At 45.9% G+C, this 22,594-nt stretch carries 19 protein-coding genes; 10 read left to right on the top strand and 9 right to left on the bottom strand.

Annotation, left to right across the window (positions count from 1 at the left end; all coding sequences use genetic code 11):
- Position 1: 1 nt before the first annotated feature.
- Positions 2 to 1,783 carry a DEAD/DEAH box helicase gene (locus P2W83_RS16425; RefSeq protein ID WP_276134857.1) on the bottom strand — a complete coding sequence of 594 codons (1,782 nt, stop codon included), beginning with the start codon at positions 1,781 to 1,783 and terminating at the stop codon, positions 2 to 4.
- A gap of 426 nt (positions 1,784 to 2,209) precedes the next feature.
- Here P2W83_RS16425 and P2W83_RS16420 point away from each other — a divergent pair, with 426 nt between their 5' ends.
- From P2W83_RS16420 to P2W83_RS16395, 6 genes are all read left to right on the top strand, one after another.
- Positions 2,210 to 2,500, top strand: coding sequence for a hypothetical protein (locus P2W83_RS16420; protein ID WP_276134856.1), 291 nt, complete (start codon positions 2,210 to 2,212; stop codon positions 2,498 to 2,500).
- 252 nt (positions 2,501 to 2,752) lie between these two features.
- On the top strand, positions 2,753 to 3,334 hold the full coding sequence (locus tag P2W83_RS16415) for a hypothetical protein (RefSeq protein ID WP_276134855.1): 582 nt from the start codon (positions 2,753 to 2,755) through the stop codon (positions 3,332 to 3,334).
- 11 nt (positions 3,335 to 3,345) lie between these two features.
- Positions 3,346 to 3,681, top strand: coding sequence for a hypothetical protein (locus P2W83_RS16410; RefSeq protein WP_276134854.1), 336 nt, complete (start codon positions 3,346 to 3,348; stop codon positions 3,679 to 3,681).
- Positions 3,682 to 3,832: 151 nt separating this feature from the next.
- Positions 3,833 to 4,600, top strand: coding sequence for an alpha/beta hydrolase (locus P2W83_RS16405; protein ID WP_276134853.1), 768 nt, complete (start codon positions 3,833 to 3,835; stop codon positions 4,598 to 4,600).
- 324 nt (positions 4,601 to 4,924) lie between these two features.
- Positions 4,925 to 5,314 carry a hypothetical protein gene (locus P2W83_RS16400; protein ID WP_276134852.1) on the top strand — a complete coding sequence of 130 codons (390 nt, stop codon included), beginning with the start codon at positions 4,925 to 4,927 and terminating at the stop codon, positions 5,312 to 5,314.
- 68 nt (positions 5,315 to 5,382) lie between these two features.
- Entirely contained in the window at positions 5,383 to 6,075 is a 693-nt protein-coding gene (locus tag P2W83_RS16395; protein WP_276134851.1) for a hypothetical protein, read from the top strand.
- Positions 6,076 to 6,137: 62 nt separating this feature from the next.
- Here P2W83_RS16395 and P2W83_RS16390 read toward each other — a convergent pair whose 3' ends face one another.
- A complete protein-coding gene (locus P2W83_RS16390; RefSeq protein WP_276134850.1) occupies positions 6,138 to 7,034 on the bottom strand; it encodes a T9SS type A sorting domain-containing protein in 897 nt (298 codons plus the stop codon).
- Positions 7,035 to 7,150: 116 nt separating this feature from the next.
- Entirely contained in the window at positions 7,151 to 7,867 is a 717-nt protein-coding gene (locus tag P2W83_RS16385) for a hypothetical protein (protein ID WP_276134849.1), read from the bottom strand.
- 264 nt (positions 7,868 to 8,131) lie between these two features.
- Between P2W83_RS16385 and P2W83_RS16380 the strand changes: the two genes are divergently transcribed.
- Together P2W83_RS16380 and P2W83_RS16375 are read left to right on the top strand one after the other, a co-directional pair.
- On the top strand, positions 8,132 to 8,647 hold the full coding sequence (locus P2W83_RS16380; protein WP_276134848.1) for a T9SS type A sorting domain-containing protein: 516 nt from the start codon (positions 8,132 to 8,134) through the stop codon (positions 8,645 to 8,647).
- Between the two features lie 25 nt (positions 8,648 to 8,672).
- The gene (locus P2W83_RS16375) at positions 8,673 to 9,545 is read left to right on the top strand and encodes a hypothetical protein (protein ID WP_276134847.1); all 873 of its coding nucleotides are present in this window, start codon (positions 8,673 to 8,675) and stop codon (positions 9,543 to 9,545) included.
- A gap of 50 nt (positions 9,546 to 9,595) precedes the next feature.
- Here the strand turns inward: P2W83_RS16375 and P2W83_RS16370 are convergent, their stop codons facing one another.
- Positions 9,596 to 9,940, bottom strand: coding sequence for a TfoX/Sxy family protein (locus P2W83_RS16370; protein WP_276134846.1), 345 nt, complete (start codon positions 9,938 to 9,940; stop codon positions 9,596 to 9,598).
- Positions 9,941 to 10,069: 129 nt separating this feature from the next.
- Between P2W83_RS16370 and P2W83_RS16365 the strand changes: the two genes are divergently transcribed.
- The gene (locus tag P2W83_RS16365) at positions 10,070 to 12,358 is read left to right on the top strand and encodes a PAS domain S-box protein (protein ID WP_276134845.1); all 2,289 of its coding nucleotides are present in this window, start codon (positions 10,070 to 10,072) and stop codon (positions 12,356 to 12,358) included.
- Between the two features lie 2 nt (positions 12,359 to 12,360).
- Here the strand turns inward: P2W83_RS16365 and P2W83_RS16360 are convergent, their stop codons facing one another.
- From P2W83_RS16360 to P2W83_RS16340, 5 genes are all read right to left on the bottom strand, one after another.
- Positions 12,361 to 12,723, bottom strand: coding sequence for a PH domain-containing protein (locus tag P2W83_RS16360; RefSeq protein WP_276134844.1), 363 nt, complete (start codon positions 12,721 to 12,723; stop codon positions 12,361 to 12,363).
- 38 nt (positions 12,724 to 12,761) lie between these two features.
- Positions 12,762 to 13,211 (bottom strand): pyridoxamine 5'-phosphate oxidase family protein, encoded by a 450-nt coding sequence (locus P2W83_RS16355; protein ID WP_276134843.1) that lies wholly within the window; start codon positions 13,209 to 13,211, stop codon positions 12,762 to 12,764.
- 45 nt (positions 13,212 to 13,256) lie between these two features.
- Entirely contained in the window at positions 13,257 to 14,465 is a 1,209-nt protein-coding gene (locus P2W83_RS16350) for a cation:proton antiporter domain-containing protein (protein WP_276134842.1), read from the bottom strand.
- A gap of 67 nt (positions 14,466 to 14,532) precedes the next feature.
- Positions 14,533 to 16,212, bottom strand: coding sequence for a tetratricopeptide repeat protein (locus P2W83_RS16345; protein WP_276134841.1), 1,680 nt, complete (start codon positions 16,210 to 16,212; stop codon positions 14,533 to 14,535).
- Between the two features lie 644 nt (positions 16,213 to 16,856).
- On the bottom strand, positions 16,857 to 18,986 hold the full coding sequence (locus P2W83_RS16340; RefSeq protein WP_420831819.1) for an endonuclease MutS2: 2,130 nt from the start codon (positions 18,984 to 18,986) through the stop codon (positions 16,857 to 16,859).
- A 91-nt stretch (positions 18,987 to 19,077) separates the two neighbouring features.
- Here P2W83_RS16340 and P2W83_RS16335 point away from each other — a divergent pair, with 91 nt between their 5' ends.
- Positions 19,078 to 22,491, top strand: coding sequence for a DUF4175 family protein (locus P2W83_RS16335; RefSeq protein ID WP_276134839.1), 3,414 nt, complete (start codon positions 19,078 to 19,080; stop codon positions 22,489 to 22,491).
- Positions 22,492 to 22,594 lie beyond the last annotated feature (103 nt).

Raw genomic sequence — 22,594 nt, 5'->3', positions numbered from 1 at the left:
CCTAATATCTTCTACCTGAGCCTTTTGCACCACCTCTGCCGTCGCGTGAACCATAGCTTCCGCGGTCGCCACCACGGCCACCGCCTTCGCCACGACCACCACCGCCATACGACCTGCCGCCGCCATAGCCGCCACGGCTTCCGCCGCCGCTACGTTCAGGCCTGTCGCCACGGTCGCTGCGTTGCTCGGCCTCTTCGAGGCGCACCTTGCGGCCTTTGAATTTCTTGGCCGAAAGAGTAGCTACGATAAATTCGGCCGCGCTGGAGCTTACATTAAAGAAGCTACTCAGGTCGCGAACGGTAATGCGGTCAACCAGTCCCGGTTCGATATCGGTAGACTCGGTAATGAAGTTCAGGAGTTTTTCAGCGCTGGTGATACCATCTTTCATACCCAGGTTGATGAACAGGCGTACTGAAGAACGGCCACTTGCTGCTCCCTTACTTCCTTTATTCTCATAACCTGCGTTCAGGTCTTCGGCATCCTGGTAGGCATCGATGGTCTCTTTCAGCTGTAGCCATATCAGGCGGCGTATCAGTTCATCTTTATCCATTTCGTCGAAACGCTCGTGGATGGACTGCTGGTAAACTGCTGCGAAATCGCCTTTTGGTTTAGCTGTTTCTATTTGCTCCAGGTAGTGGAACAGGCGCTTGCGCACTACTTCAGCACCATCAGGAATATCGCTGCGGTGGAAGCGGGCTTTAACGATGCGTTCTATCTGGCGAATGTTTGAAATTTCTTTGGGGCTAACTATCGACATACAGATGCCCGACTTGCCCGCACGGCCTGTACGGCCGCTACGGTGTGTGTACACTTCAGGATCATCCGGCAACTCGTAGTTGATAACGTGCGTGATGTCGTTAACGTCGATACCGCGGGCAGCTACGTCGGTAGCTACTATCGCCTGCAGTGCCTTGCTCTTGAAGCGTTCCATCACCTTGCTGCGCATCTTCTGGTCCATATCGCCGTGCAGCGGACTAACATGGTAGCCCATGCGCATCAGCTTTTCAGACGTGTCCTGGCAATCCTGCTTGGTGCGGGTAAAGATGATACCATATATACCCGGTGTAAAATCGAGCAGGCGGCGCAGGGTCTCGAAGCGGTTGTGGTGGTTGGTAACGTAGTATTGGTGGTCGATGTTCTCGTTAGTAACGTTAGCGGCAGCTACCGAGTGCTCTTTCCAGTTATTCATGAAACGCTTGGCGATGTTACGCACATCGTTGTTCATGGTAGCTGAGAACAACCAGGTAAACTCGCGCTCAGGCGTGTTTTTCAGGATGAACTCGATATCCTCGCGGAAGCCCATGTTCAGCATCTCATCGGCCTCGTCCAGCACTAAGTACTGAACCTGGTCCAACGAAAGCGCTTTACGCTCCAGCAGGTCTATCAGGCGGCCGGGTGTGGCCACTATTATTTGAGGGCCGGCTTTCACCTCACGGATCTGGCCACTAATGGGCACGCCTCCGTACACAGCTGTGGTTTTAAGGCCACGCATGTGTTTGCCATATTTTTTAAATTCTTCCTGGATCTGCATACACAGTTCGCGTGTAGGACTGAGAACCAGGGCTTGCACGTGTCTTTGTGCAACGTCGGTATGGTGCAGTAGCGGAAGTCCAAAAGCGGCGGTTTTGCCGGTGCCTGTTTGAGCCAGGCCGATTATATCAGTTGGTTGAGATAACAGATGGGGGATTACTTTTTGCTGAATAGGGGTCGGGGTTTCAAAACCCAGTTCCTCTACGGCACGAGTTAATTCCTCTCTCAGGGAGAGGCTCGAAAATGTGATCATTAATTAAAGAACTTTTATATAATAAGCCGCAAAGGTACGTTTAATATGTGGATAAAAGACAGCGGCCGTGTGATTAATAGGTTAAACCCTGCACAGCTTCAAATAGTGGTTAAGTAGATGTGTTGTTTATTTTTGTTAGTTATTTGACGGATAACAGCCGAAATCGGTCGTTTTTGTTGCCGTTTGTTGTCGAATTGGGGAGGATTTTAAAAGTGGGTTGATTTTGTTGCCAGGAGAATGTTTGCGGGAAGGTGGTAGGGTGTTTCATTGTCTTAGTTTTTCTATAGCAAATATACGATAATTTAGTAAGTTTGGCGAAGGTGATTACTTGTATTATTTTCGGGAAATTATAAAACAGACAGGTTCGCCATTGAAAAGAACATCCACAATGACATTTGTTAATACCAGGATAACTTTACATACACAGTGGGAGAGATAATAATGGATGTAGTCGTAGCTGTGTTTGCTACAACATTTGGGCTGTCATGGATAGTACATTTTCTGGGCTATTACTTTTTAGAAATGATCTATAATAAAGACCCATTTCCAATTGTAATACCCGGCATCACCTGGTTTAGTCCATATAATAAGACAGTTAAGCCCAAACATGAATGGATAAAGAGGTTGACAGACTTTACACTTAAAATGATAGGGATAAATTTTGTACTGGGCATCCTGTTTGGTTTGCTTGTATTCTTTTTTAATGCGGGCAGGTAACACCCCTCGTTGGCGCGAGAATGCAGCCCCCTAACTGGTTTAAGTCTTCCACCGGAAGACTTAAATCTTCCAATAAACGAAAGACTCCGTCTGGCAGTAGCGCGACAATGGGGCTGCATTGCTTTTCTGCCGGTCAGAGGCCTGCGATTGATTTTGATTTAAGTGACGCTGTGTTTAACACTTAAACCAGAGAGGTTTGGCGGAGCGTGACGCTTGTGCTATCTTGGGTCTAAGCGGGACGCTTAGACCAGTATGGTAGAATTTAAAAAGAAAGTTTCAAAAGTGCTTTTTTACAATCGCAAAGAGTATAATAAATATCTGCGCGGTAACGTTCGATTTATTTCTAAATGGTTTGGTGTCTCATTTCAGTTAAATCACAATGAAGTAGATACAACAGAGTTTCTTAGGATTTTCCTGCCACTATTTGAAAAAGTAGTTGAGAAGATTGATGTGGGCAATTCATGGGTAGTAAATCATGATTATCCGTTTCATGTATGGTTTCCGAATACTGAAAATACGCTGCCCTCTTTACGGACGTTGTTTAAACTACACGGAATTCCAAATTCATACACAGGTGCAGTGGTCTTCACAAGGGATGAGCTCTTGAAATTCGCCCAGGATACAATTCTCTACCCGACTAAAATGTTTAAAGAAGAGAGATCGTTGTACACTGACCTGGATATTTCGTCTGCGCATATAGCATTTGTTATAAAGGTATCCCATCACAGCTGCATTGATTTTTTAAGTACCGATGAAAAAATATTGAAGGAAATCGTAGAGGAGAATCGCTCTGATCTTTTTGATATTAAAGTATATAGAGGGACTACACTATAATAATACCGTCAATGGCACAAAGAACAGCAACTATCCGCGATAGCCAACTGTACTGGGGAAGTATAGAATACAGCTACACTAAAAAGCACAAGCAATACGCTAAACTTAAAGGTGGGCTAGTGTATGCGTTTTTCGTGGCGCAGGATGTGCGTGAGTTTTTAGCTGCGGTGGAAGCCGAGTTAGGTAAACTGCATATCGAAATAGATGCCGTAGAGTTTGTAAGCCTTTATGATGTAGACATGGAGTGGGAGGACGAGGATGATAATGATACCTACAAACAACTAGCCGAAAAAGCTGTGCAGAGTAGCGAAGTTGTGTTTGATGATTTCTATGCGTATGAACGATAACGTCTGTAATGATCGCAATAGGTCTGATCGGGACGCTTAGGCCGGTTTGAGAGAAAGCGTTGCGCAAGCTGGACCGCATATCCTATTTATTATTTCAGTATATTTTCACTGAAACTACCAACACCTAAAACAACTATAAAAACCATTTACAATGAAATCAAAAACTATTGTCCTCATCCACGGAAACTTTATAAATGACCTAACCTGGGCAGAGTGGAAAAAACACTACGAAGCGAAGGGTTATAAAGTTTATACACCTGCTAACCCGGGACACGAAGGAGTGCCGTCTGAACTACGCAAAAAGGTACATCCTGACCTGGTCAAATCTGGTTTCATAGATGTGGTAAATAATATCAGCAGCTTAATTGACACGCTTCCTGAAAAGCCTTTGGTAATAGGCCACTCTATGGCGGGAATGGTGGTTCTGAAATTGATAGAATTGGGGAAAGCAGCGGCAGGAGTAAGCATAGACGGTGCACCTCCCAAAAATGTTTTTCCACCTTTTCAAACACTTAAAACGGTATTGCCTGCGTTCGGTTTTTTTTCGTCTAAAGAATATTTTTTGGGAAGCCGGGAATGGTTTAACTACGCATTCTTCAACACAACTCCCCAAGCCGAAAGAGGAAAAGCATTTGAAAAATTTGCTGTACCTGAAAGTTATAAAGTGAGCCGTCAGCTAGTGCTGAATTCCTTTTCTAACATAGATTTTCACAAGCCGCACCAACCACTATTATTTATAGGTGGTGGAAAGGACCATATATTTCCGGCAGCACTTACCACAACTATTGCGAATAAATATAAAGATGGCGACAGCAAAGTTGATCTGAAGATATACGATGAAAAAAGCCATTTCATTTGCGGTGAACCAGGCTGGGAAAAAGTGGCAGATTACGCGCTGGATTGGTATGAGAAATTATAGTACTGTACTCCGCCGTTGTTGGTATTCTTCACCAACAATGGTGGAGGAAAATATTCGACGGCGAAAGAACTTCTCTCCCCACTGGTCCAAGTATTTACTTGCTCCCCAAACTGGTTTAAGTCTTCTACCGGGAGACTTAAATCTTCCAATAAAAACGAAAGACTTCGTCTGGCAGTGGTGCGGTAATGGAGCTGCATTGCTTTACCGCCGGTCAGAGACCTGAGTTTGATTTTTTGATTTAAGTGATGCTGCGCTTAACACATAAACCAGGAATCGGTAATTTCCGTCCCTGGTTAGCCTTCTCAATGGCTAACTACAAATGATATGGAGCAGTTAAAAGAAACATACAACCTAAGAAACGACAGCCAGCACATCAAAGCAGTCCAGGCGGCTTCGCTTCATCCGGATTTTCGTGTCGGTTTAAAAATGGAGAATGGGTTGCTTTATGGCAGCGCTCAATGGTTTGAAGCAATTGAAAACGGGATGATCCCAACGCATGTCATTACAGGCAAGATATCAAAAGTATATATGACCGGCCACAACGACTTTCCTATGTTCGATATTTCAGATGGCAATAATACAACCGAATGGGAGCGAAGGGGAATTGATGATCAATATGTAGTAGGCAAAGAGGTTGAACTAAGTTACGTACTGCAAAAGTTTAAGCGTGGATATACTCGTGAGTGTGTGATAAGTATTAAAATATCTGAATAAAAAACTTTTCCATTCTGCAGTGTCTACTGCACAGCGACTCGGAGAATAAACACATATCTTCATGTGTCATGAGGCATGCAGTTGTTGTAATCCTATTATTTCTTTCCCAAATAGCTTTGGCTCAGAAGCCACGTGCACTGCGTTACTATAGCTCACCACGTTTCGGGTTGTGTACAGGAACAATAGATATCTATAACGACAACAGCTATGCGTATGAATCCGGTTGTGAAGAAACATCTCACATATCGTTTGGCAAATGGCGTCTGTCAAACGACACTGTTTATTTTACCCCGTTCAACAACAAAACTTTTAAGCTGATCGATACGGTCATTACGTCGGACAAGGGGGATGATAGTGTTAGCGTTGTTGTTTTTGACAAGTATAATGTGAACGTCACTCATAAGATCGATCTGCAAAACCTACTGCTCGGAGATCCGCGACTGTTGGATGATCGTTTTTCCGACACCAGTTATGTAACACAACAGTTTCCGCAGGACGCTGATTCCATCGTTCTATTTTCGCTGGAGCGTATTTTTGAGCAGAACTTCCGATACGTGGTAGGTAACAATAAGAAGTTCATTGTTAAGTTGAACATACCATCTGAGTGGTTAATGCACCCGACCTCTGATTGGAATATTATTAGCGATTTTGGTGCTATAAAAAGAGCTGACGGAAATCTCGAAACCTTTACACCTAACTTCTGGGAAAAGCAGGTTTTTGTAAGAGAAAAGAAATCCGTCGCAGCCGAGTCCCCGGAATAGGGACTCGGTGTGAATCCTTTCAAAAAAAATGGTCCAAGTATTTACTTGGACCCCAATGCTTATTATTCTATTACCAGTCGCTGCATCTGAATTTCCTCACCTACACTCGACCTTACAAAATACGATCCTGTTGCCACGGTATTCAATTGCATTGAATACACACGCTGGCCACGGGCCCAGGTTGCTTGTGTTACAGTCCTGCCATAGATATCTATCACCTGCAGGATTACATCCTCACTAACAACAGCGCCGAAGTCTACAGACAGGTTGTCTTTTGCGGGATTGGGTGAAAGTGTTATGCTGTATTTGGAATCCGTGATCTCAGATATCCCATCCGGTACACTACCTGTAAAGTTCAGGCTGTCTACATATAAGTAACTACCTGCAGCCGCGTTTGAAGACTTGTTGCTTGATATAAGGCCGATGATGACGCTGTCTGGCATAGTGCCGTGTACATAGGTAATGGGTATTGCAAAAGATGTCCATGACATGACCATTCCTGGCAGGTCGTATTCAACCTGACCGATCAGGTCACGTTGAAGAGTAGTATTGTTCCATTTAGTTAGGTACACCGCTATGCGGCCTGTGTCAGTTCCGAAGGCCATGTATTGCCATTTGCCCGTGAGGTGCGATGGGCGGCCAGTAAACGGCACACCTGATTTCGGCTTTTGGGTAACAGCATCGTATTTGCCGAGCATTGCCAATCCCGGTACTGTAGAAGTTCCAACGACTTTGGTGGTGAGCATAAGGAATGCGTTGCCATGTGGTGGGCTGGTAGTTCCTTTTTCGCAGGTGTACACGCTGTATGAAGTTGTAAGAGGATTGAAATTATCCCAACCGTCAGGTGTGCTGTAGCCTGTCGCCGTTGTCCAGTTCTCGAAACTGCCGTTGGGTATTTGTGCATACGTATTGGTGAGCACTGTGACTAGTAGAGCAAAAAGGGTAATGGTCTTTTTCATAGAGTCTGTTTTTGAGACTCTAAATATATATAAATATGTATTAAGTAGCAGGCGGGCGTAAAATTGTCCGGTGATATCAATGAGTGACCCAAAATGTATCGATAAATAGAATCGCTCTATGCCAATATGTTTATCGCGCGAGACATCACCACCAATATCGTCATCAGCGATATAGAGCTTTGCAGCATCATCAGCATTTTGGCGCGGTGGGTAAGTGGCAGCACATCTGTGGCGCTGAATGCCGCACTTGTACTAAAGCCAAGGAATAGATAATCGATATACGCAGGTTTCCAACCCTCAGGGTAATCTTCTTTTGGAGCGCCCTCCTGCGGAAATAGCCAGTCGGCGAGTCTGTCCGTATTGCCCGATCGACCCGCAGGACCACCGCGGTCGACAGCCCAGTAGAAAATAGAGAATGATACGATGTTGATGATCCACACGCCGAGGCCCGATATAAGTAATAGCAGGCCGCTGATTTCCTGGCTATTGTCGAGCATAACCCTGATAATAGTGGCCAGATTTGCGACACATAAAACAGTAGCTGCTGCAGAGAAGATCAACGTTGACGTCCGTTCGATACGCTGCCAAAACCTTAGGTGCGGCATCAGCATAACAATGATCAATGGTATCATTTCAGCTGCCACGATAATACAAAGAATTAATGGCGGGAAGATCCGGATGCGCTGCGGGAATTGTACCAGCAGAGCCAGTACAAAAAGAATAGCAAGCACAACAGCCCAGCGCTGCTCACTGTGTTTCGCTTCCGTAGATGTCGTTACAGTAGACACATTTTTTACGGCTATAAAATCAGGCCACCTGGAGCTGAGTCGCACAGCTCTGCGCTTGCCGACGAGGGTTTTCTAAGGAAAAATGCCGACCGCCTGATAGCGAAAATGCTACGTACATCAGGTTGATTTTATTGGATAACCCACACATTTTTTGATGCGGTTCTTGCATAATTTTATGAAATAAGGGAATCATCGATAACCGGGGCTTATCACCAGTTTGTTTTATCATTTCTGCCAGGATCTGCGAGAAGGTATTTGTGTTCAGTTACGATTACGACATAACATTTTTTGTAAATAAACTCCATAACTATGAAGAAGCGTGTGCTGTTTTGTTTGGCGTGCTGTTGGCTGTTGTCCCTGCATGCCGGCGCACAGTCGATCGGGCCGTCCATCATCGCAAGTGCAGGTGGCGGCGGCGTTATCGGCGTGCAGAGTTTTGATTTTGCCGTGGGCGAAATGACCCTGGTGAATACGGCGATTGCGCCGAATGTTGTACTTACACAAGGGGTGCTGCAACCACATCCACCACTTACCGGCATCACAAGTTTGACGGCCTCTGGTAAAACGATCAAAGTATATCCCAATCCCGCAACGGATAATGTGATCATATACCCGGAGTTTGAAACACGTAGCCTGCTGTTGATATCGGTGTATGATGTCGTGGGCAGGAAGCTAATTGAACGCAGTTTTGAACATGGCGCTGGTAGTGTAAAGCATGATGTCAATGTGGCTTCGCTATTACCTGGAACATACAAGTTGGTTGTAGATGTAGTTGCAAAAAATGAGACGACTTCATACGGATTCAATATTCAAATACTCAAGTAACAATTATCGCAATAAACTATCCATCATGAAACAATTATCTCTACTAATGGTCTTGTGCCTGCTGTATCTCGGTATACAGGCCCAACCTCCCAAAAAGTTCAATTACCAGGGTATTGCGCGCAATAGCGCTGGTCAACCGCTTGCCAACCAGGCGTTAGGCCTTCGCCTTTCGATATTAGACAGCAATGCTATGGGGCCTGTTCGTTATTCGGAAACGCATACAGTAACGACAAATGCCTATGGCTTATACAATGTGGCCGTAGGCGGCGGTACTATACTGACCAAAGAAATGGACAGCATTGATTGGGCTGCGGGCGATAAATATTTAATGGTAGAAATAGATCCTGCCGGTGGCACTAACTACACTTCTCTTGGAGCTACACAACTTTTAAGTGTTCCTTATGCGATGTATTCGCAAAATCCAGGTCCGCAAGGCCCTCCGGGTATTCAGGGTGTTCAAGGTATTCAAGGTGTCCAAGGTATTCAGGGTCCCACAGGTGTTGTAGGTATCCAGGGATTTGCCGGGTTTATCCAAACTAGTATTGCAGCAAATGCGGGAATGGTGTTTGTTGGTCCTTCGGTCAGCGTAACAATACCCACCGGCGGTGGAAGACTGACTGGTGCAGCGGCGGCAGTTTTAGGCTTGTCAGCTGGAGGGCCTATCAATGTGAGGTCAGGTATGTGTTACCTGTCCTCCTCCTCAGCCACACCAGACTTCTTCGCAGGTTTTAATTGGCTTTTTGTGCCTTTGACTACTACGAAATCAGTGGTAAGCTCTGCAGCAACGGTGACGCTACCAGCAGGCACTTATACCGTTGGATTTTGTATTAATAATGCTTCAGGAACCGCTGTCAACAGCAATGATTTCATAAACGGCTGGGTGATGCAGACGCAGTAACTGGTCTGCAGGCGAATAAAAAAGAGGCAAATCTGAGGGTTGCCTCTTTTTTATTTCTTTTTCTTCTTTGATGACTTTGCGCGACTGTTAAAATCCAGGCAAAGGTCTATCCAATAGTTGAAGTCTTTTTTTGTGTGCATGCCGGTCTCGTCTACCAACACATAGCCTTTCATTGTGCGGCCGTTCATTTCCATTTGGCGACAGCCTTGTTTGTTGAGAACCTCGTCAACTATTTCAGGATCAATACGGCACATCAGTTCATTCCTGAAAATGCCCACGCACATCTTGTCGTTGTACATGAAGCATAGGCCGCCCATCATGGCTTTTTCTTCCACATTTGGCAATTCTGCCAGGCGGTTGCGTATGCGGTCGGCAAGTTGTTCATCGTAAGCCATTTGGACAGATTTGAACGTTAAAGTAGGCTAAAAAACGGTTGCAAGAATAATAAGAGCTGATGTTAATTCCCTGTTTTGAATGATGATGGTCACCTCAGCGGGAAGGCAATCGTAGTAAATTTGCGTTGTATGACCATCCATGCTGATAGTAAGCTTTCGTTAGATATCATTCAATACCTTGGCGAGGTAGTGGCAGAAGTGTCTGCAGACGGCATGATACACGACGTGCGTATGCGCAATACGGACAAATATCCGGGTGAAGAAGAGCGATACCGCGGCAATAAACTGTCGGATATTCACCCTGCAGAAGTAGCGGATAAGTTTACTGCGCTGATAAAAAAGGCGTTACGTACCGGGGAGAGTCAGTACCTGGAATTTCAAACCTCTTATAAAAAACAGCCTGTTATATACAGTGTGCGCATCCTGCCACAGCACGCCGATGAACACCTGGCTTACTTCATTATTGATGACATTACCAGCAAGGATCGCCTGGAGCTGATGGAGAACAAATGGAAGATGGCGTTGGATGCATCGGGCGATGGTATGTGGGATTATAACCTTCAGGCAAACACGATCTACTTTTCCGACAGGTGGCATGAGATATTTGGTTACTCGAAAGACGAGATATCGGGTAGCGTCGAAAAATGGACGTCGAAAGTGGACCTGCAGGATGTGGAAGAATCTGCCAGGCTGTTTGAAGGCTGCGTAAAAGGCGAAACCAATACATATAGCTCGGAGTTCAAAATGAAGTGCAAGGATGGCAGCTATAAATGGGTGTTGAGCAGGGGAGTGGTCATATCACGTACGCCCGATGGCAAGCCGCTGCGAATGATCGGCACACATACCGATATTACTGCCAGAAAAAGCGCAGAACAATCTCGCAATGATTTTGAAGAACAACTGCAATCACAAAAAGATTTTTACGAACAGATATTGAACTGGCTGCCCGGCGATATTGCGGTGCTCGACAAAGACTATCGATTCATGTACCTGAACGAACGTTCGGTAAAAGACCCTGAGGTCAGGAAATGGATGATCGGTAAAACTGATTTCGACTATTGCCGCGAGCGCAACAGGCCTTTGGACATAGCGCAGGGGCGTAAGCAGCGATACGACGAAGTGAGAAATACCGGCCGGCAACAAGAGTGGGAAGAAAGGTTCACAACAGCTGAGGGAGATACAAATTACAAACTGCGTCGCCTGCAACCTGTGATGGATGAACAGGGCGATCTGCGACTAATGGTGGGTTATGGCGTGGATATTACGGAGAAGGTGAGAACAGAAGAAGCACTCCGCACAAGCAACGAGATGTTCACCAGCGCCTTTGATTCATCTGGTATTGGTATGGCGTTAGTAAGTCCGTTCGGCAAATGGCTGAACGTAAACAACTCTGTTTGTGAGATAACCGGTTATTCTAAAGAAGAGCTATTGCAGAAGACTTTCCAGGAGATCACACACCCCGACGACCTGGAGCTGGATCTGGGTTTGCTGAAGCAGATGCTAAACAAGGAAATAGAGGTCTATAACCTTGAGAAACGATACATATCAAAAAGCAAGAAGATAGTTTGGGTACTGCTCACAGTATCGATGGTGTGGAATGCAGACAATACTCCAAAATTTGTCATAGCACAGATTGTGGACATAACTAAGCGCAAAGAGCTGACTGACGAGATCAATCGGAAAAATAAAGAGTTGGAGGCAACAAAGGTGAGCCTCATTAACAAAATACAACAGCTGGAAGAGCTGAACTACATCATTGCGCACAATTTGCGTGGACCTGCTCGTAATATCAATATGCTGGCTTCGGCACTCAGCGCAAAGCACGGCGGTACGCATGATGAGGAGTCGCTTGTAATAGCAGAGGCATTTACAGACCAGGAAGCGATCAGCCTAATGGTTGAAGGCGCAAAAGCCCTGACGGAAAATCTCGACACCCTGATGGAGGTGGCCAAGATCAGCCTGAATAAAAAGATCCAGTACGATGATTGTAACGTTGAGCAGATGGTGCAGAACATCACCAGCCAGTTAAGTGGTGTGATGTATGAAAAGCACGCACGCATAACGACCAAGCTGGCAATTAAGGATATAAGTTATCCATCAGTATACCTTGAAAGCATCCTTTATAATTTTATCAGCAATGCGATCAAATATTCGCGCAAGGATGTAGCGCCGGAGATCATTGTGAGTACAACGAAAATGCAGGGGAGAGTAGTGCTTTCAGTGAAAGATAATGGACTTGGCATCGATCTTGACCGCTATGGCGACAGGCTGTTTAAACTGAACCAGGTTTTTCACCACGGCTTCGATAGTAAAGGCGTGGGGTTGTTCCTTACCAAGTCTCAAATAGAAGCATTGGGTGGCAGTGTAGAAGTGAAAAGCATGGTGAACGAAGGAACGGAGTTCATTGTGACACTTTAAGCTTAGTGCCCGGCGTGTTTAATAAAAGCTGCGGGGTCTTCAGGACTGATGATGTAGTGTGCATCGCGCGTGCGAATGAAGACCATCTTACGGTCATCGTTTACACTTACTACCACTTCGCCCAGCTCGTGAAAATGAAACGATCCGTATAGCGTGCCCGGCATGCGCAGGCCAAATTTCATGGTTGGTCCAAGCGAGTCCCAGCTTATCTTTCTCGCTTCGAGCATGTCGCGGTAAAATATCTTTTTGTTGACCGAACCATGTATCACAATGCCGTCATCATCGTATGTATAGCGTTGCCTCTTGCCTAGCAGCAATACAAGCGCGATGGCTATCAGTATGACCAGTATGATTGCAAGCAGCATAGTGTTGAAAGCGAAGCTGGCATATATTAAAGCAGAGATTATAGATGCTTAGCGTATCGTCCGGAAAGCTCTTCTATTTGTATCCGGTAGTAAACGACCTCTTTATGGTGTAACTCAGCAGACGGGCGCGAAGATTCAGGTGCTGGTTCGGTTTGTTCAGCTCTTAGCCGGAGATAGTCTTTGATGAAATACTCTTTTGCCTCGGCTCTGCCTGCAGGATCAGTAATTTCTTCGTAGCGACCGAATGCCAGAACACATACCCAATCTTTGACATTGGTGATTCGGTCTATTTCAAGACACACCAGTGGGTGATCCCGCATCATTTCGATCTTCATGCCGTCCAGTGAGAAGCACAGGAAGTAGCTGTCGAAGTATAAATAATTGATGGGCACGACATAAGTACGCTCACCATCGTTGCAACCCAGCCGTGCAATATTGTTGTCGCCTATGAATTCGCGGATCTCTTCAGTTGATAGTTTTGACACCATGGCGAGAGGTTTGTGTTATTCGCACAAAGGTTGTACCAACGAATGTTATATGGCTTCTTCAGACTTTTCCAGGTATTGTCCGTTATCCTTGCTGAAGAGCAAGCCGAACATCATCAATATACTGCTTACAGCTACTACAAAGAATAATATCCCATTGTTGAATCCGCCAATGCTTTTACTAACAGGAATGCTATAGAATAATAGTATGGTCACCAGGCCGCGAGGCATCAGCAATAGCATCGGAAATGCAGGAGTTTTCAAAATGACACGGAGATAGAAGTAGCGTACTAATAGCAGGATGATAATAATTATTGATCCGAGCTCCCAAACATCAGGCTGCATAAGAACACTAAGGTCAATAGTATAACCGAAGAGTATGAAGAAAAATGTACGAATGAGAAAGGATGTTTCTGCTGTTATCGACCTCATCGTTTCCAGCACGCCGTCAATGCCTGTAGTGTCGAACCGCCTGATGAATTTCGTATTCAGAAGGAGATTGTAATTGTTGATCACCAGTCCAAAAACGAGTACGATCATCAAGGATGGCAAATGTATCAATTCGCCGAGGCCATACAGAAAACTCAGCACAGAAAATATCAGGAAGAATTTTAAGCCCACCTTTATGTTGAGAATTATATATAGAAGCAGAAAAGTTGCAGCCAGCGAGAGCAGTATGACCAACCCTACATTAACAAAAAAACGCCCTGCGGTTACCAGGCTGACAACATTAGGCGCAAGCATATAATTAAATGCGAGGATACCTACGATGTCTGAGAATGAAGATTCATAAATGATAAACTCTTTCCTTTTTTCTTCAAAATGACTTGTGCTTGGGATGATGATAGCACTGCTGATGATACTCATGGGTATGGCATAAAGGAAGGCTAGCTCGAATGACACATGCAGCCATTGCATGATGAGTATGCCAATGCCAAAAGCAGAAAAAAGGAAAATGAACAAGGCGGAGAAAAACGAATCGCCAATAAGGCGCAGTTTGTCGCGTCCCAGCTTAAGATCCAATGCTGCCTCCAACACGATCATAATAAGCCCCGTCGCACCCAATATCTTCACAAGCTTGGTTACGTCTGCTCCTGCAAAGCCATAGTGGGCGGCCAGGTATTTAATACCAATGCCCGTTGCTATCAGCATTAACACTGATGGTAGCCGTGTTTTCTTGCTGAGGAGGTTGAACAGGTAGCTGAGTATGACAATGCTACTCAGTAATATTAATATGACTGGTGCACGCAATTCCATCCGGCCAAGGTAGACAATCGAGCTTAGCCCGACGGTAATGTGGCCTTAAAGTTTTCTTAAGGTTTTTTTATATCGCGTGTACTGTATCGTAGAGCGAAACGCCTTCGGGTAAACTCAGTTTTTTGAGCAGGCGGTGTTTGTTGGTGCGTACTGCTTCAAGGCTTACGCCCAGCATGGCTGCCATTTCCTTGTTGCTGAGTTCAAGTCTGCTCAATACTATAAAACGTAATTCCGCCGCCGTAAGCGCGGGATATTTTTCTTTAGTACGGCCAATATAACCCTGGTGCACTTTGTCGAAAAGCGATTGGAAGTTCACCCATTGCTCCTCTGTCAGGATCACGGAACTTTGCAGTTCTTCCAGCGAACTGTCTTGTTCAGGTAGTTCGTTGTAGGCAGAAGCCTGGTAGCGGGTGATCTCTGCAGAAAATTTTTCGATCAGTGCGTTTTTCTCCTGTATGCTTTGAGTGAAGTCGGCCAGCTGTTGTTTAGCCATATCCTCGGCGCGCATGCGCTCGGCCTCGGCCATTTTACGACCCTGCATTTGCTTCAGTTTCTGGCGGTTTACCAACAGCAGGCTAATGATGCTCGCCAAACTCAATACCACTATTGATCCGTTACGCTCCAGTTTACGCTCTGCGGCTTCATGTTCGTTCAGCGTCGCAAGGTATTTGAGTGAGTCGGTCATTTTTTGTACCCGGAACTCCGCTTCGATCTTTGCAAATTCCTTCTCGTTATTTTCACGGGCCAGTGTGTCCTTCAGGGCGTCATATTTATCAAAGTACACAAGTCCTTCGCTTAGGTTGCCTTGCATTCGGTAGATGTTGGATGTTGTCGCATATACATCTACAAGCTTATCGCGAATGCCGAGTTCTTCGCAAACAGCCAGCGCCTGTTTCTCATAATGAAGTGCTTTCTGAAAATTGACCTCCTTATTTCTAAGGCTGTCGGGAAAAGAATTGCTGGGGTTTTTCCCCATGGCCAGGTATGCATTGCCAATATTGTTTAACGTGCTGGCTGTACTGCTGGTATTGCCCATGTTTTTTTGTAGTTCCAGCGCTTTAAACAGAAAACTCAGTGCTTCGTTGTATTTCTTTAGGCCAAGACTAGCGCCTCCGGCATTTGCAAGCATTGTAGCCAGCAGCGGAGTAGCGGATTTGAGCTGTTCTTCGATCTTTATGCCTTGCAGAAAATAGTTTAACGCCGGTTCGTAGTCGTTCATGTACATATAACAGTTCCCGATGCCATTTATCACGAGCGATACTCTGGGGATACCGAGGGTCTCGTATATTTTTCTTGCCTGCTGAAAATAGTCGAGCGCTTTTTGTGGTTCATGGTTGGAGCTATAAACTAATCCCATTGCAAGGAGCGCATTTCCAGTGAATTCTTCATCATTAAGCTTCCTTGCCATGGTAAGTGTAGCCTGGAAATGCTGCAGCGCTTCGGTCAGATCGTCTTGAACAGCATAACAGCGACCGATGGCATTATTTGCTGTCATAACACCATAATCGTAGTCAAGTTCGTTAGCCAGTGCCAAGGCCTTTTTGCCACATTCTACACCTTTGGCCGGGTCAGTTCTATAGTAATTGCGAGAGATAGCCACTAGTAACGAAACCTTTGCCGTGTCTTGTTTTGCAGATTTTAATACTGTCGTGAGTGAGTCAAGCTCCTGCTGTATGTTCTGCGCAGCAGACTGCTTCACAAAGACAGAAAATGATAGAACCAGGAGTAACGTGGTCTCTCTTAGCATATGAGTGAATAGATCGCAATAGTGAAACCATAATAATATAAACAAAACGCCATATTAGGAAGCCTTAACGAGCTATTAACTATTTGAAAATTATCAAATTATGTATTTGCGGTGTCTATTGTTTCAACAACCTTTGGCGGTTAAGTATAAGTCATAAGATTGGCGGCGCTTTCTCTATTTAGAGACTGTGCGTGGTATATAGGTTGAGGGCTGCCATTGGGTTTGACTGATGACTTTTCGGAAGATAAGCTTTCTTTCGACGATTGCTGTATTCGTTTCCCAGTGATTGTGTTTGTTGTTGTAAGCGATTTGAGTTATCTCGTGCCGAGTATTTGATAATTGGGTTGGCTCGCCCACAACAATAGGTTCGGAGTGCGAGTCGAGGGGATGTAAAGATGCCCACGAAAAGCAACCACCGATCATAGCAAGAAAGAGGCAAGTCGGGACTATCGCCTGCCAGCTCCGATATTTAAGTGCTATTAGGCAACCAACTAGTGCAACAAATATAAACGGCATCGTAACCGTGCCTGCAACACGCAAATCCCGTGATGCAAATCTCCAGTCAGGAAACAAAATTTCCCATGTTATTGCTAACAGAAGAAAGCTGGCAAGAAAAAAGGAGATGCTTTTGAGCATCTCCGAAGTTACGATTGGTTTTTCTTCTTTTTCTTACCCTCATTATTACTTTTCTTCCTTACTACTATCCACTCTTCCAGGTTTACGTTAAATGGCATCTTGCCAATGTTCACAATACCACGTTTATCACGTACTTCTTTTAGTGTGCCCACCTGGTGGTTGATCTTGTTGCGCACCAGGTCGCCCACCTGTGGCTCGCTGCCTACTACCTCGTAGTTCTTATCGGCTTTTTGGGCCATGGCGGCATTAGCCTGTATCTGTTTCTTACGAAATAGCACATTTTCCGCTGCCTTTATCACGTCCTGTTTGTTCTCTGCTTTCTTCCAGTCGTGGATGATCTGTTTGAACTTGCGTTCCATATCACGCAGGTAGTCCAGTTCTTCTTTCTTGATCTGGTTTTGCAGCTTGAGCGTGTTGTAGTGTTGCTTCAGTTTCTCTTTATCGGTCAGCTCCTCGTAGTTCTGTTTCAGTCTTTCATTTTCCTTTAGCAGCCTGTCTACTTCTTTTTCTTTTTCCTTCAGCTTTTGCGATTGCTGCTCGGTCTGGTGCAGCATTTTATCGAGCTTAAAGTGGCCGCGGTCGGTTATCTGGCGTGCGCGCTCAATGATCTTCGGCGCCAATCCGCTACGTTGCGCAATAGCAAAGGTGTACGAACTTCCTGGCTTGCCCACTGTGAGTTGGTAAAGAGGCTCCAGGTGTTCTTCGTCGAATGCCATGGCACCGTTTACAATGCCTTGCACTTTGCCGGCCATTACCTTCAGGTTCAAGTAGTGGGTCGTGATAATACCCAGTGCATGCCTGTGTGCCAGTTCTTCTACTATAGCTTCAGCAAATGCGCCACCCAGGTTTGGGTCAGAGCCGCTACCTAGTTCATCTATAAAAAACAGTGTCTTGCCGTTCGCAAAGTCCATGAAGTATTTCATGTCGCGCAGGTGGGCGCTGTAAGTACTCAGCTCATGTTCTATCGACTGTGTGTCGCCAATATGTATCATCAATTGCTTGAAGATGCCTATCTCCGACTGTGGATCAGCAGGTATCAATAACCCGGCTTGTGCCATCAGCTGCAACAAGCCCACCGTCTTCATCGATACTGTCTTACCTCCGGCGTTCGGTCCGCTAATGATGAGCACGCGTTGGTTGCGGTCGAGGGTAATATATAATGGTATGACCGGTTTGCCGGTTTGCTTGTTATGCAAGTATAGCAGCGGGTGATGCGCCTTGACTAGGTGTACACCGGGGTGTGGACTAAGGCGAGGCATTTCTGCATTCATGTCAATAGCCAGCAGCGCCTTCGCACGAATGAAATCGTAAATGCCGCAAAGATGGTAGTAACCTTCCAGCTGTGGCGCATATACCGATAGGGTAGCGGTGGTTTGTGCCAGTATGCGGTGTATTTCCCGGCTTTCAGCCCGTTCCAGTGAAAAGATCTCGTTGTTAAGTTCTATAGTTTCCTCCGGCTCGATGAACACGGTGCGTGATGATTCGCTCTCGCCATGAAGGATGCCCTTAACGATACGTTTGTGCTCGGCATTGATGGCAACCGTTCTTCTTCCATTCAAAAAGCCTTCTGAAATATCAGCGAGGTAGCCCTGTTTGTTCAGCTTGCGCAATACAGATTCAAAAACTTTCCGCAGGTTCTGGCGGGCGCTGCTCAGCTCTGCGCGTATCTGCATCAGCTCGCGCGAAGCGGTATCGCGCACCTGGCCATTATCGTCTATTACTGCTGAGATGGTATCAGGTATCTCTTTCTGGTAGCTGATCTTTTCAGCTATCTCCCGCAAGTGTTGGAACAGTTTGTCGTGTCGCTTGAACCACAGCAGTATGTCGCGGATGTTGAGGGCCAGGTTGCGGAAGGCCAGCAATTGCTCGCCAGTCAGTACCGCTCCGGGTACGGCCAGCAGCCTCAGTTCCTTTTGTACATTCCTTGTAAAATCGTTGGGGAAATAATCACTGCCTTTCAGCACCCATTTAAATTCGTTGGTGTGCTGCAGCTCTCTTTCTACATAATCAAGCCTGGTATGAAAACGCAGCTCTTCCACCCGTTCGCGGGCGGCATCAGTGCGGCAATGTTGTTTCAGTAACTGACATACTTTGTTAAATTCCAGTGCCTCTGCGGCGTGAGCCGGGTACAATTGCATCATATAACTAACCTCGTCTGTACTGCAAATGTACGTATAGGAAAATTTAAGAATTCCATTACATTTCTTATGGTAAATTTGAGAGAGTACTATGAATAATTACGATTGGCTTATATCCCGGCTCGACGCGTTCGTCCGCAAATACTATGCAAACCAGGTAATACGTGGTGCGCTGGTACTGCTGATATGTTTATTGTTTTACATACTTGCGGTTAGCGTTGGCGAGTATTTCCTGTATATGCCCGTATGGCTAAAGGTGACCATCGTGTCGGCTTTCGTTGTATTGGGAACCGCTGCATTAGTAGCCTGGATCATCATACCGATCGTCCACATGAATCGACTGGGCAAGACCATCAGTCACGAGCAGGCAGCCGTTATTGTTGGTAAACACTTCCCGGAAATAAGCGATAAGCTGCTGAACATACTACAGCTGAAAAAGCAGAATGGCGGACAAACCAGCCGAGAGCTTTTAGAAGCCAGCATCAACCAAAAAGCCGGTCAGCTTTCGGTAATACCCATTACCAACGCTATCGATCTTTCGAAGAACAAACGTTTTCTGCCATACTTATTACCGCTGGTGCTGGTAATGGTATTATTGTTAGTGGTAGCACCTAACATCTTCAGCGAAGCATCCTCACGCCTCTTACAGCCCACAAAAGAATTTGAGAAACCAGCTCCTTTCGAGTTCGTTGTTACCAACAGTCCTTTACAGGCTGTGCGCAACAGCGATTATACACTTTTAGTAAAAGTGAAAGGCAGTACTCTGCCTGCTGAAATGTCTGTAGACGTACATGGAGACAGGCTATCGATGCAGCAAGTAGACAACGAAACTTTTAAATACACGTTCAGGAATGTGACCGAGGCCGTTGATTTCCGCCTGTTTGCAGCGGGATTCTACTCTAAGCCGCATACGCTGAAAGTGGTGCAGAAACCTGTTTTGAAAGCGTTCAAAGTAGAGATAGATTACCCTGCATATACCGGCCGTAAAGACGAGACCCGCAGCAGCCTGGGCGATATGACCCTGCCTGCAGGTACGCTGGTGAGCATCGCTTTTATTGCAGAACATACAGACGAAGCAACCATCAAACTGGGCGATGGCCAGCCAGTGAAACTGCCGAAACAATCGAGCATGTATGCGTCCAACTATCGCTTCATGAACGATACTACGTACACACTGACCTTGCGCAATAGGCAGGCGGGAGTAGTAGATAGCTACCAGTACAATGTAAAGGTGATACCCGATGAATACCCCGTGATACAATTGCAAGAGTTCCGCGATACGGTGTCGGGTAAACAAATATTGCTTAACGGTACTGCCGGTGATGACTATGCTATCACAAAAGTGCTATTTCATTACCAGGTAGTATCAAAAGATAACAAGACACTTAGTGCTAAAAGTATAGCTCTGAATAATACAGGCGGTGCACTCACCACCTTCCAGCACTATTTTGATATCGGAGTGCTAAACCTGCAACCAGGCGAAAAGATAACGTACTTCGTAGAAGCATGGGATAATGACGGTGTACACGGCAGCAAGGCGTCGCGCAGCGAGGTCATGGCTTATCATATGTACAGCCCGCAGCAGCTGGATTCTGCCATCAACGCCAATGCTGAGCAGATCAATTCAGGTATGAGCAACAGCTCCGAGCAAATGAAGCAGCTGCAAAGTGAATACAAAGACATGCAGAGCAAAATGCTGCAGTCGGGCGATATGGACTGGGAGCAGCAGCAGCAATTGCAGGAGCTTGCCAAAGCGCAGGAGCAGCTGAAGAACAAACTGGAAGCCGTAAAAAAACGCATGGAAGAACAGCGCCAGCAAAGCGCCCAGAAGCAATACAGCGATGATGTAAAAGAAAAACAAGCTGCCCTTGAAAAGCAGATGGATAACCTGCTGAATAAAGAGCTGACCGAGCAGATGAAACGCCTGCAGGAGCTGATGCAAAAGCTTAATAAAGACCAGGCTTTTAAATCCATGAAGCAGCTGGAGCAGGATAATAAGTTATTCAATATGGATATGTCGCGTCTCGGAGAGTTGATAAAGACCCTGGAGATGCAGATGAAGCTGGAAGATATGGCCAACCGGATGAGCGAGATGGCTCAGAAACAAGATGATATCCAAAAACAAACTGAGAAAGGCGCAAAGGATAATGAATCATTAAAGAAAGATCAGGACGATCTTAAAAAGCAGCTTGACGAAGCCCTTACCAAAGACCTGAAAGAAATGCAGGACGCCGGCAAAGAAACGCAGCAGAAGCCTGATTTCAGCGAAACACAGAAAGACGGTAAAGAAGCTTCTGAGAAAATGGAAGACAGCAAGCAGGAGTTAAGTAAAGACCAAAATAGCAAGGCCGGTCAATCGCAGAACCAGGCTAAGCAAAACCTGCAGAAGATGGCTATGAGCATGCAAAAGATGGCCGGCGGCATGAACGCAATGCAATTGCAGATAGACATCCGCGCTACTCGCCAGTTGCTGACTAACCTGATGCGGCTCTCGTTCGACCAGGAGAAACTAATGAAAGGTGTGCAGAATACATCTGCGGCTAGTGCTACATACCTGGCTAACCAAAAAGAACAAACAAGGCTGCACAATAATTCACGCATGATACGTGACAGCTTATTTATGTTGAGCAAACGTTTATTCCAGCTGGCGCCGACCGTAAATAAAGAGACCACAGAACTGGAAAAGAATATGGCTGGTGCTGCAGAAGCTATTGAAGGCCGTCGCGTGGTGGACGCCGCTACAAGGCAACAGTACGTGATGACACATACCAACAATCTTGCGCTGATGTTGAACGAGCTGCTGTCGAACCTGCTGGCGCAGCAAAGCCAGCAACAGGGTGGTCAGTCAGGTAGCTGCTCTATGCCTGGTGGCAAGAATCCTTCGCAGGGCGCAGGCGATCAGTTGGGCGATGTGATCACCAAGCAAAAGCAACTGGGTGATGCCATGCAGCAGATGAAGAGTGCTCAGGGCAGGCAGCAGGGACAGCAAGGTGAGCAGGGTGAGAGTGGACAGGATGGCCAGGGTGGTAAAGAAGATAAGCAGCGCGGTGGTGCCGGCGGCAACGGAGAGTATGGCGATGCAGAACAACTTGCAAAGATGGCCGAACAACAGGCCGAGATACGCAGGCAGCTGCAAGATGTAAACCGTATGCTCAATAGCAAAGGCCTTACCGGAACCAAAGAACTGCAGGAGTTGCAGCAACAGATGGACCGCAATGAGACGGACCTTGTGAACAGGCGTATGAGCGCAGAACTGCTGGCCAGGCAGAAGGAGATACTTACACGTCTGCTACAGGCGGAAAAGTCGCTACGCGAGCAGGAGCAGGATGACAAAAGATCGTCAAAATCGGCTGAAGATGTTGCGCGTACCATGCCTGCCGAATTGCAGAAATATGTCAAGGACAGGCAGCAGCTTTTAGAGTTGTATAAGACGGTTCCCCCGCAACTGAAACCATACTATCGTACCATGGTAGAACAATACTACCAGCTCATCGGTACAAAATAATATATTCAAAAAAAGTTGTAATTACAAAAATAATTTTCAACAATTTGAATTAAAATAGGATTAAATTTGGTGGCATGGATTTTTTATAAGGTGCTGAATTTCA

It is taken from the genome of Polluticoccus soli, from assembly GCF_029269745.1.
In the GTDB taxonomy this organism is placed as follows: domain Bacteria; phylum Bacteroidota; class Bacteroidia; order Chitinophagales; family Chitinophagaceae; genus Polluticoccus; species Polluticoccus soli.
The sequence above is the reverse complement of the archived record's forward strand: the minus strand, read 5'-3'. Positions and strand labels throughout refer to the sequence as shown.

Bases quoted from the DNA above. Each gene is read 5' to 3' on its own strand.
- P2W83_RS16365 (WP_276134845.1), top strand. From the start codon at position 10,070: ATGACCATCCATGCTGATAGTAAGCTTTCGTTAGATATCATTCAATAC.
- P2W83_RS16335 (WP_276134839.1), top strand. From the start codon at position 19,078: ATGAATAATTACGATTGGCTTATATCCCGGCTCGACGCGTTCGTCCGC.
- P2W83_RS16355 (WP_276134843.1), bottom strand. From the start codon at position 13,211: ATGGTGTCAAAACTATCAACTGAAGAGATCCGCGAATTCATAGGCGAC.
- P2W83_RS16350 (WP_276134842.1), bottom strand. From the start codon at position 14,465: ATGGAATTGCGTGCACCAGTCATATTAATATTACTGAGTAGCATTGTC.
- P2W83_RS16400 (WP_276134852.1), top strand. From the start codon at position 4,925: ATGGAGCAGTTAAAAGAAACATACAACCTAAGAAACGACAGCCAGCAC.
- P2W83_RS16345 (WP_276134841.1), bottom strand. From the start codon at position 16,212: ATGCTAAGAGAGACCACGTTACTCCTGGTTCTATCATTTTCTGTCTTT.
- P2W83_RS16370 (WP_276134846.1), bottom strand. From the start codon at position 9,940: ATGGCTTACGATGAACAACTTGCCGACCGCATACGCAACCGCCTGGCA.
- P2W83_RS16380 (WP_276134848.1), top strand. From the start codon at position 8,132: ATGAAGAAGCGTGTGCTGTTTTGTTTGGCGTGCTGTTGGCTGTTGTCC.
- P2W83_RS16360 (WP_276134844.1), bottom strand. From the start codon at position 12,723: ATGCTGCTTGCAATCATACTGGTCATACTGATAGCCATCGCGCTTGTA.
- P2W83_RS16415 (WP_276134855.1), top strand. From the start codon at position 2,753: ATGGTAGAATTTAAAAAGAAAGTTTCAAAAGTGCTTTTTTACAATCGC.
- P2W83_RS16340 (WP_420831819.1), bottom strand. From the start codon at position 18,986: ATGCAATTGTACCCGGCTCACGCCGCAGAGGCACTGGAATTTAACAAA.
- P2W83_RS16405 (WP_276134853.1), top strand. From the start codon at position 3,833: ATGAAATCAAAAACTATTGTCCTCATCCACGGAAACTTTATAAATGAC.
- P2W83_RS16395 (WP_276134851.1), top strand. From the start codon at position 5,383: ATGAGGCATGCAGTTGTTGTAATCCTATTATTTCTTTCCCAAATAGCT.
- P2W83_RS16410 (WP_276134854.1), top strand. From the start codon at position 3,346: ATGGCACAAAGAACAGCAACTATCCGCGATAGCCAACTGTACTGGGGA.
- P2W83_RS16375 (WP_276134847.1), top strand. From the start codon at position 8,673: ATGAAACAATTATCTCTACTAATGGTCTTGTGCCTGCTGTATCTCGGT.
- P2W83_RS16425 (WP_276134857.1), bottom strand. From the start codon at position 1,783: ATGATCACATTTTCGAGCCTCTCCCTGAGAGAGGAATTAACTCGTGCC.
- P2W83_RS16390 (WP_276134850.1), bottom strand. From the start codon at position 7,034: ATGAAAAAGACCATTACCCTTTTTGCTCTACTAGTCACAGTGCTCACC.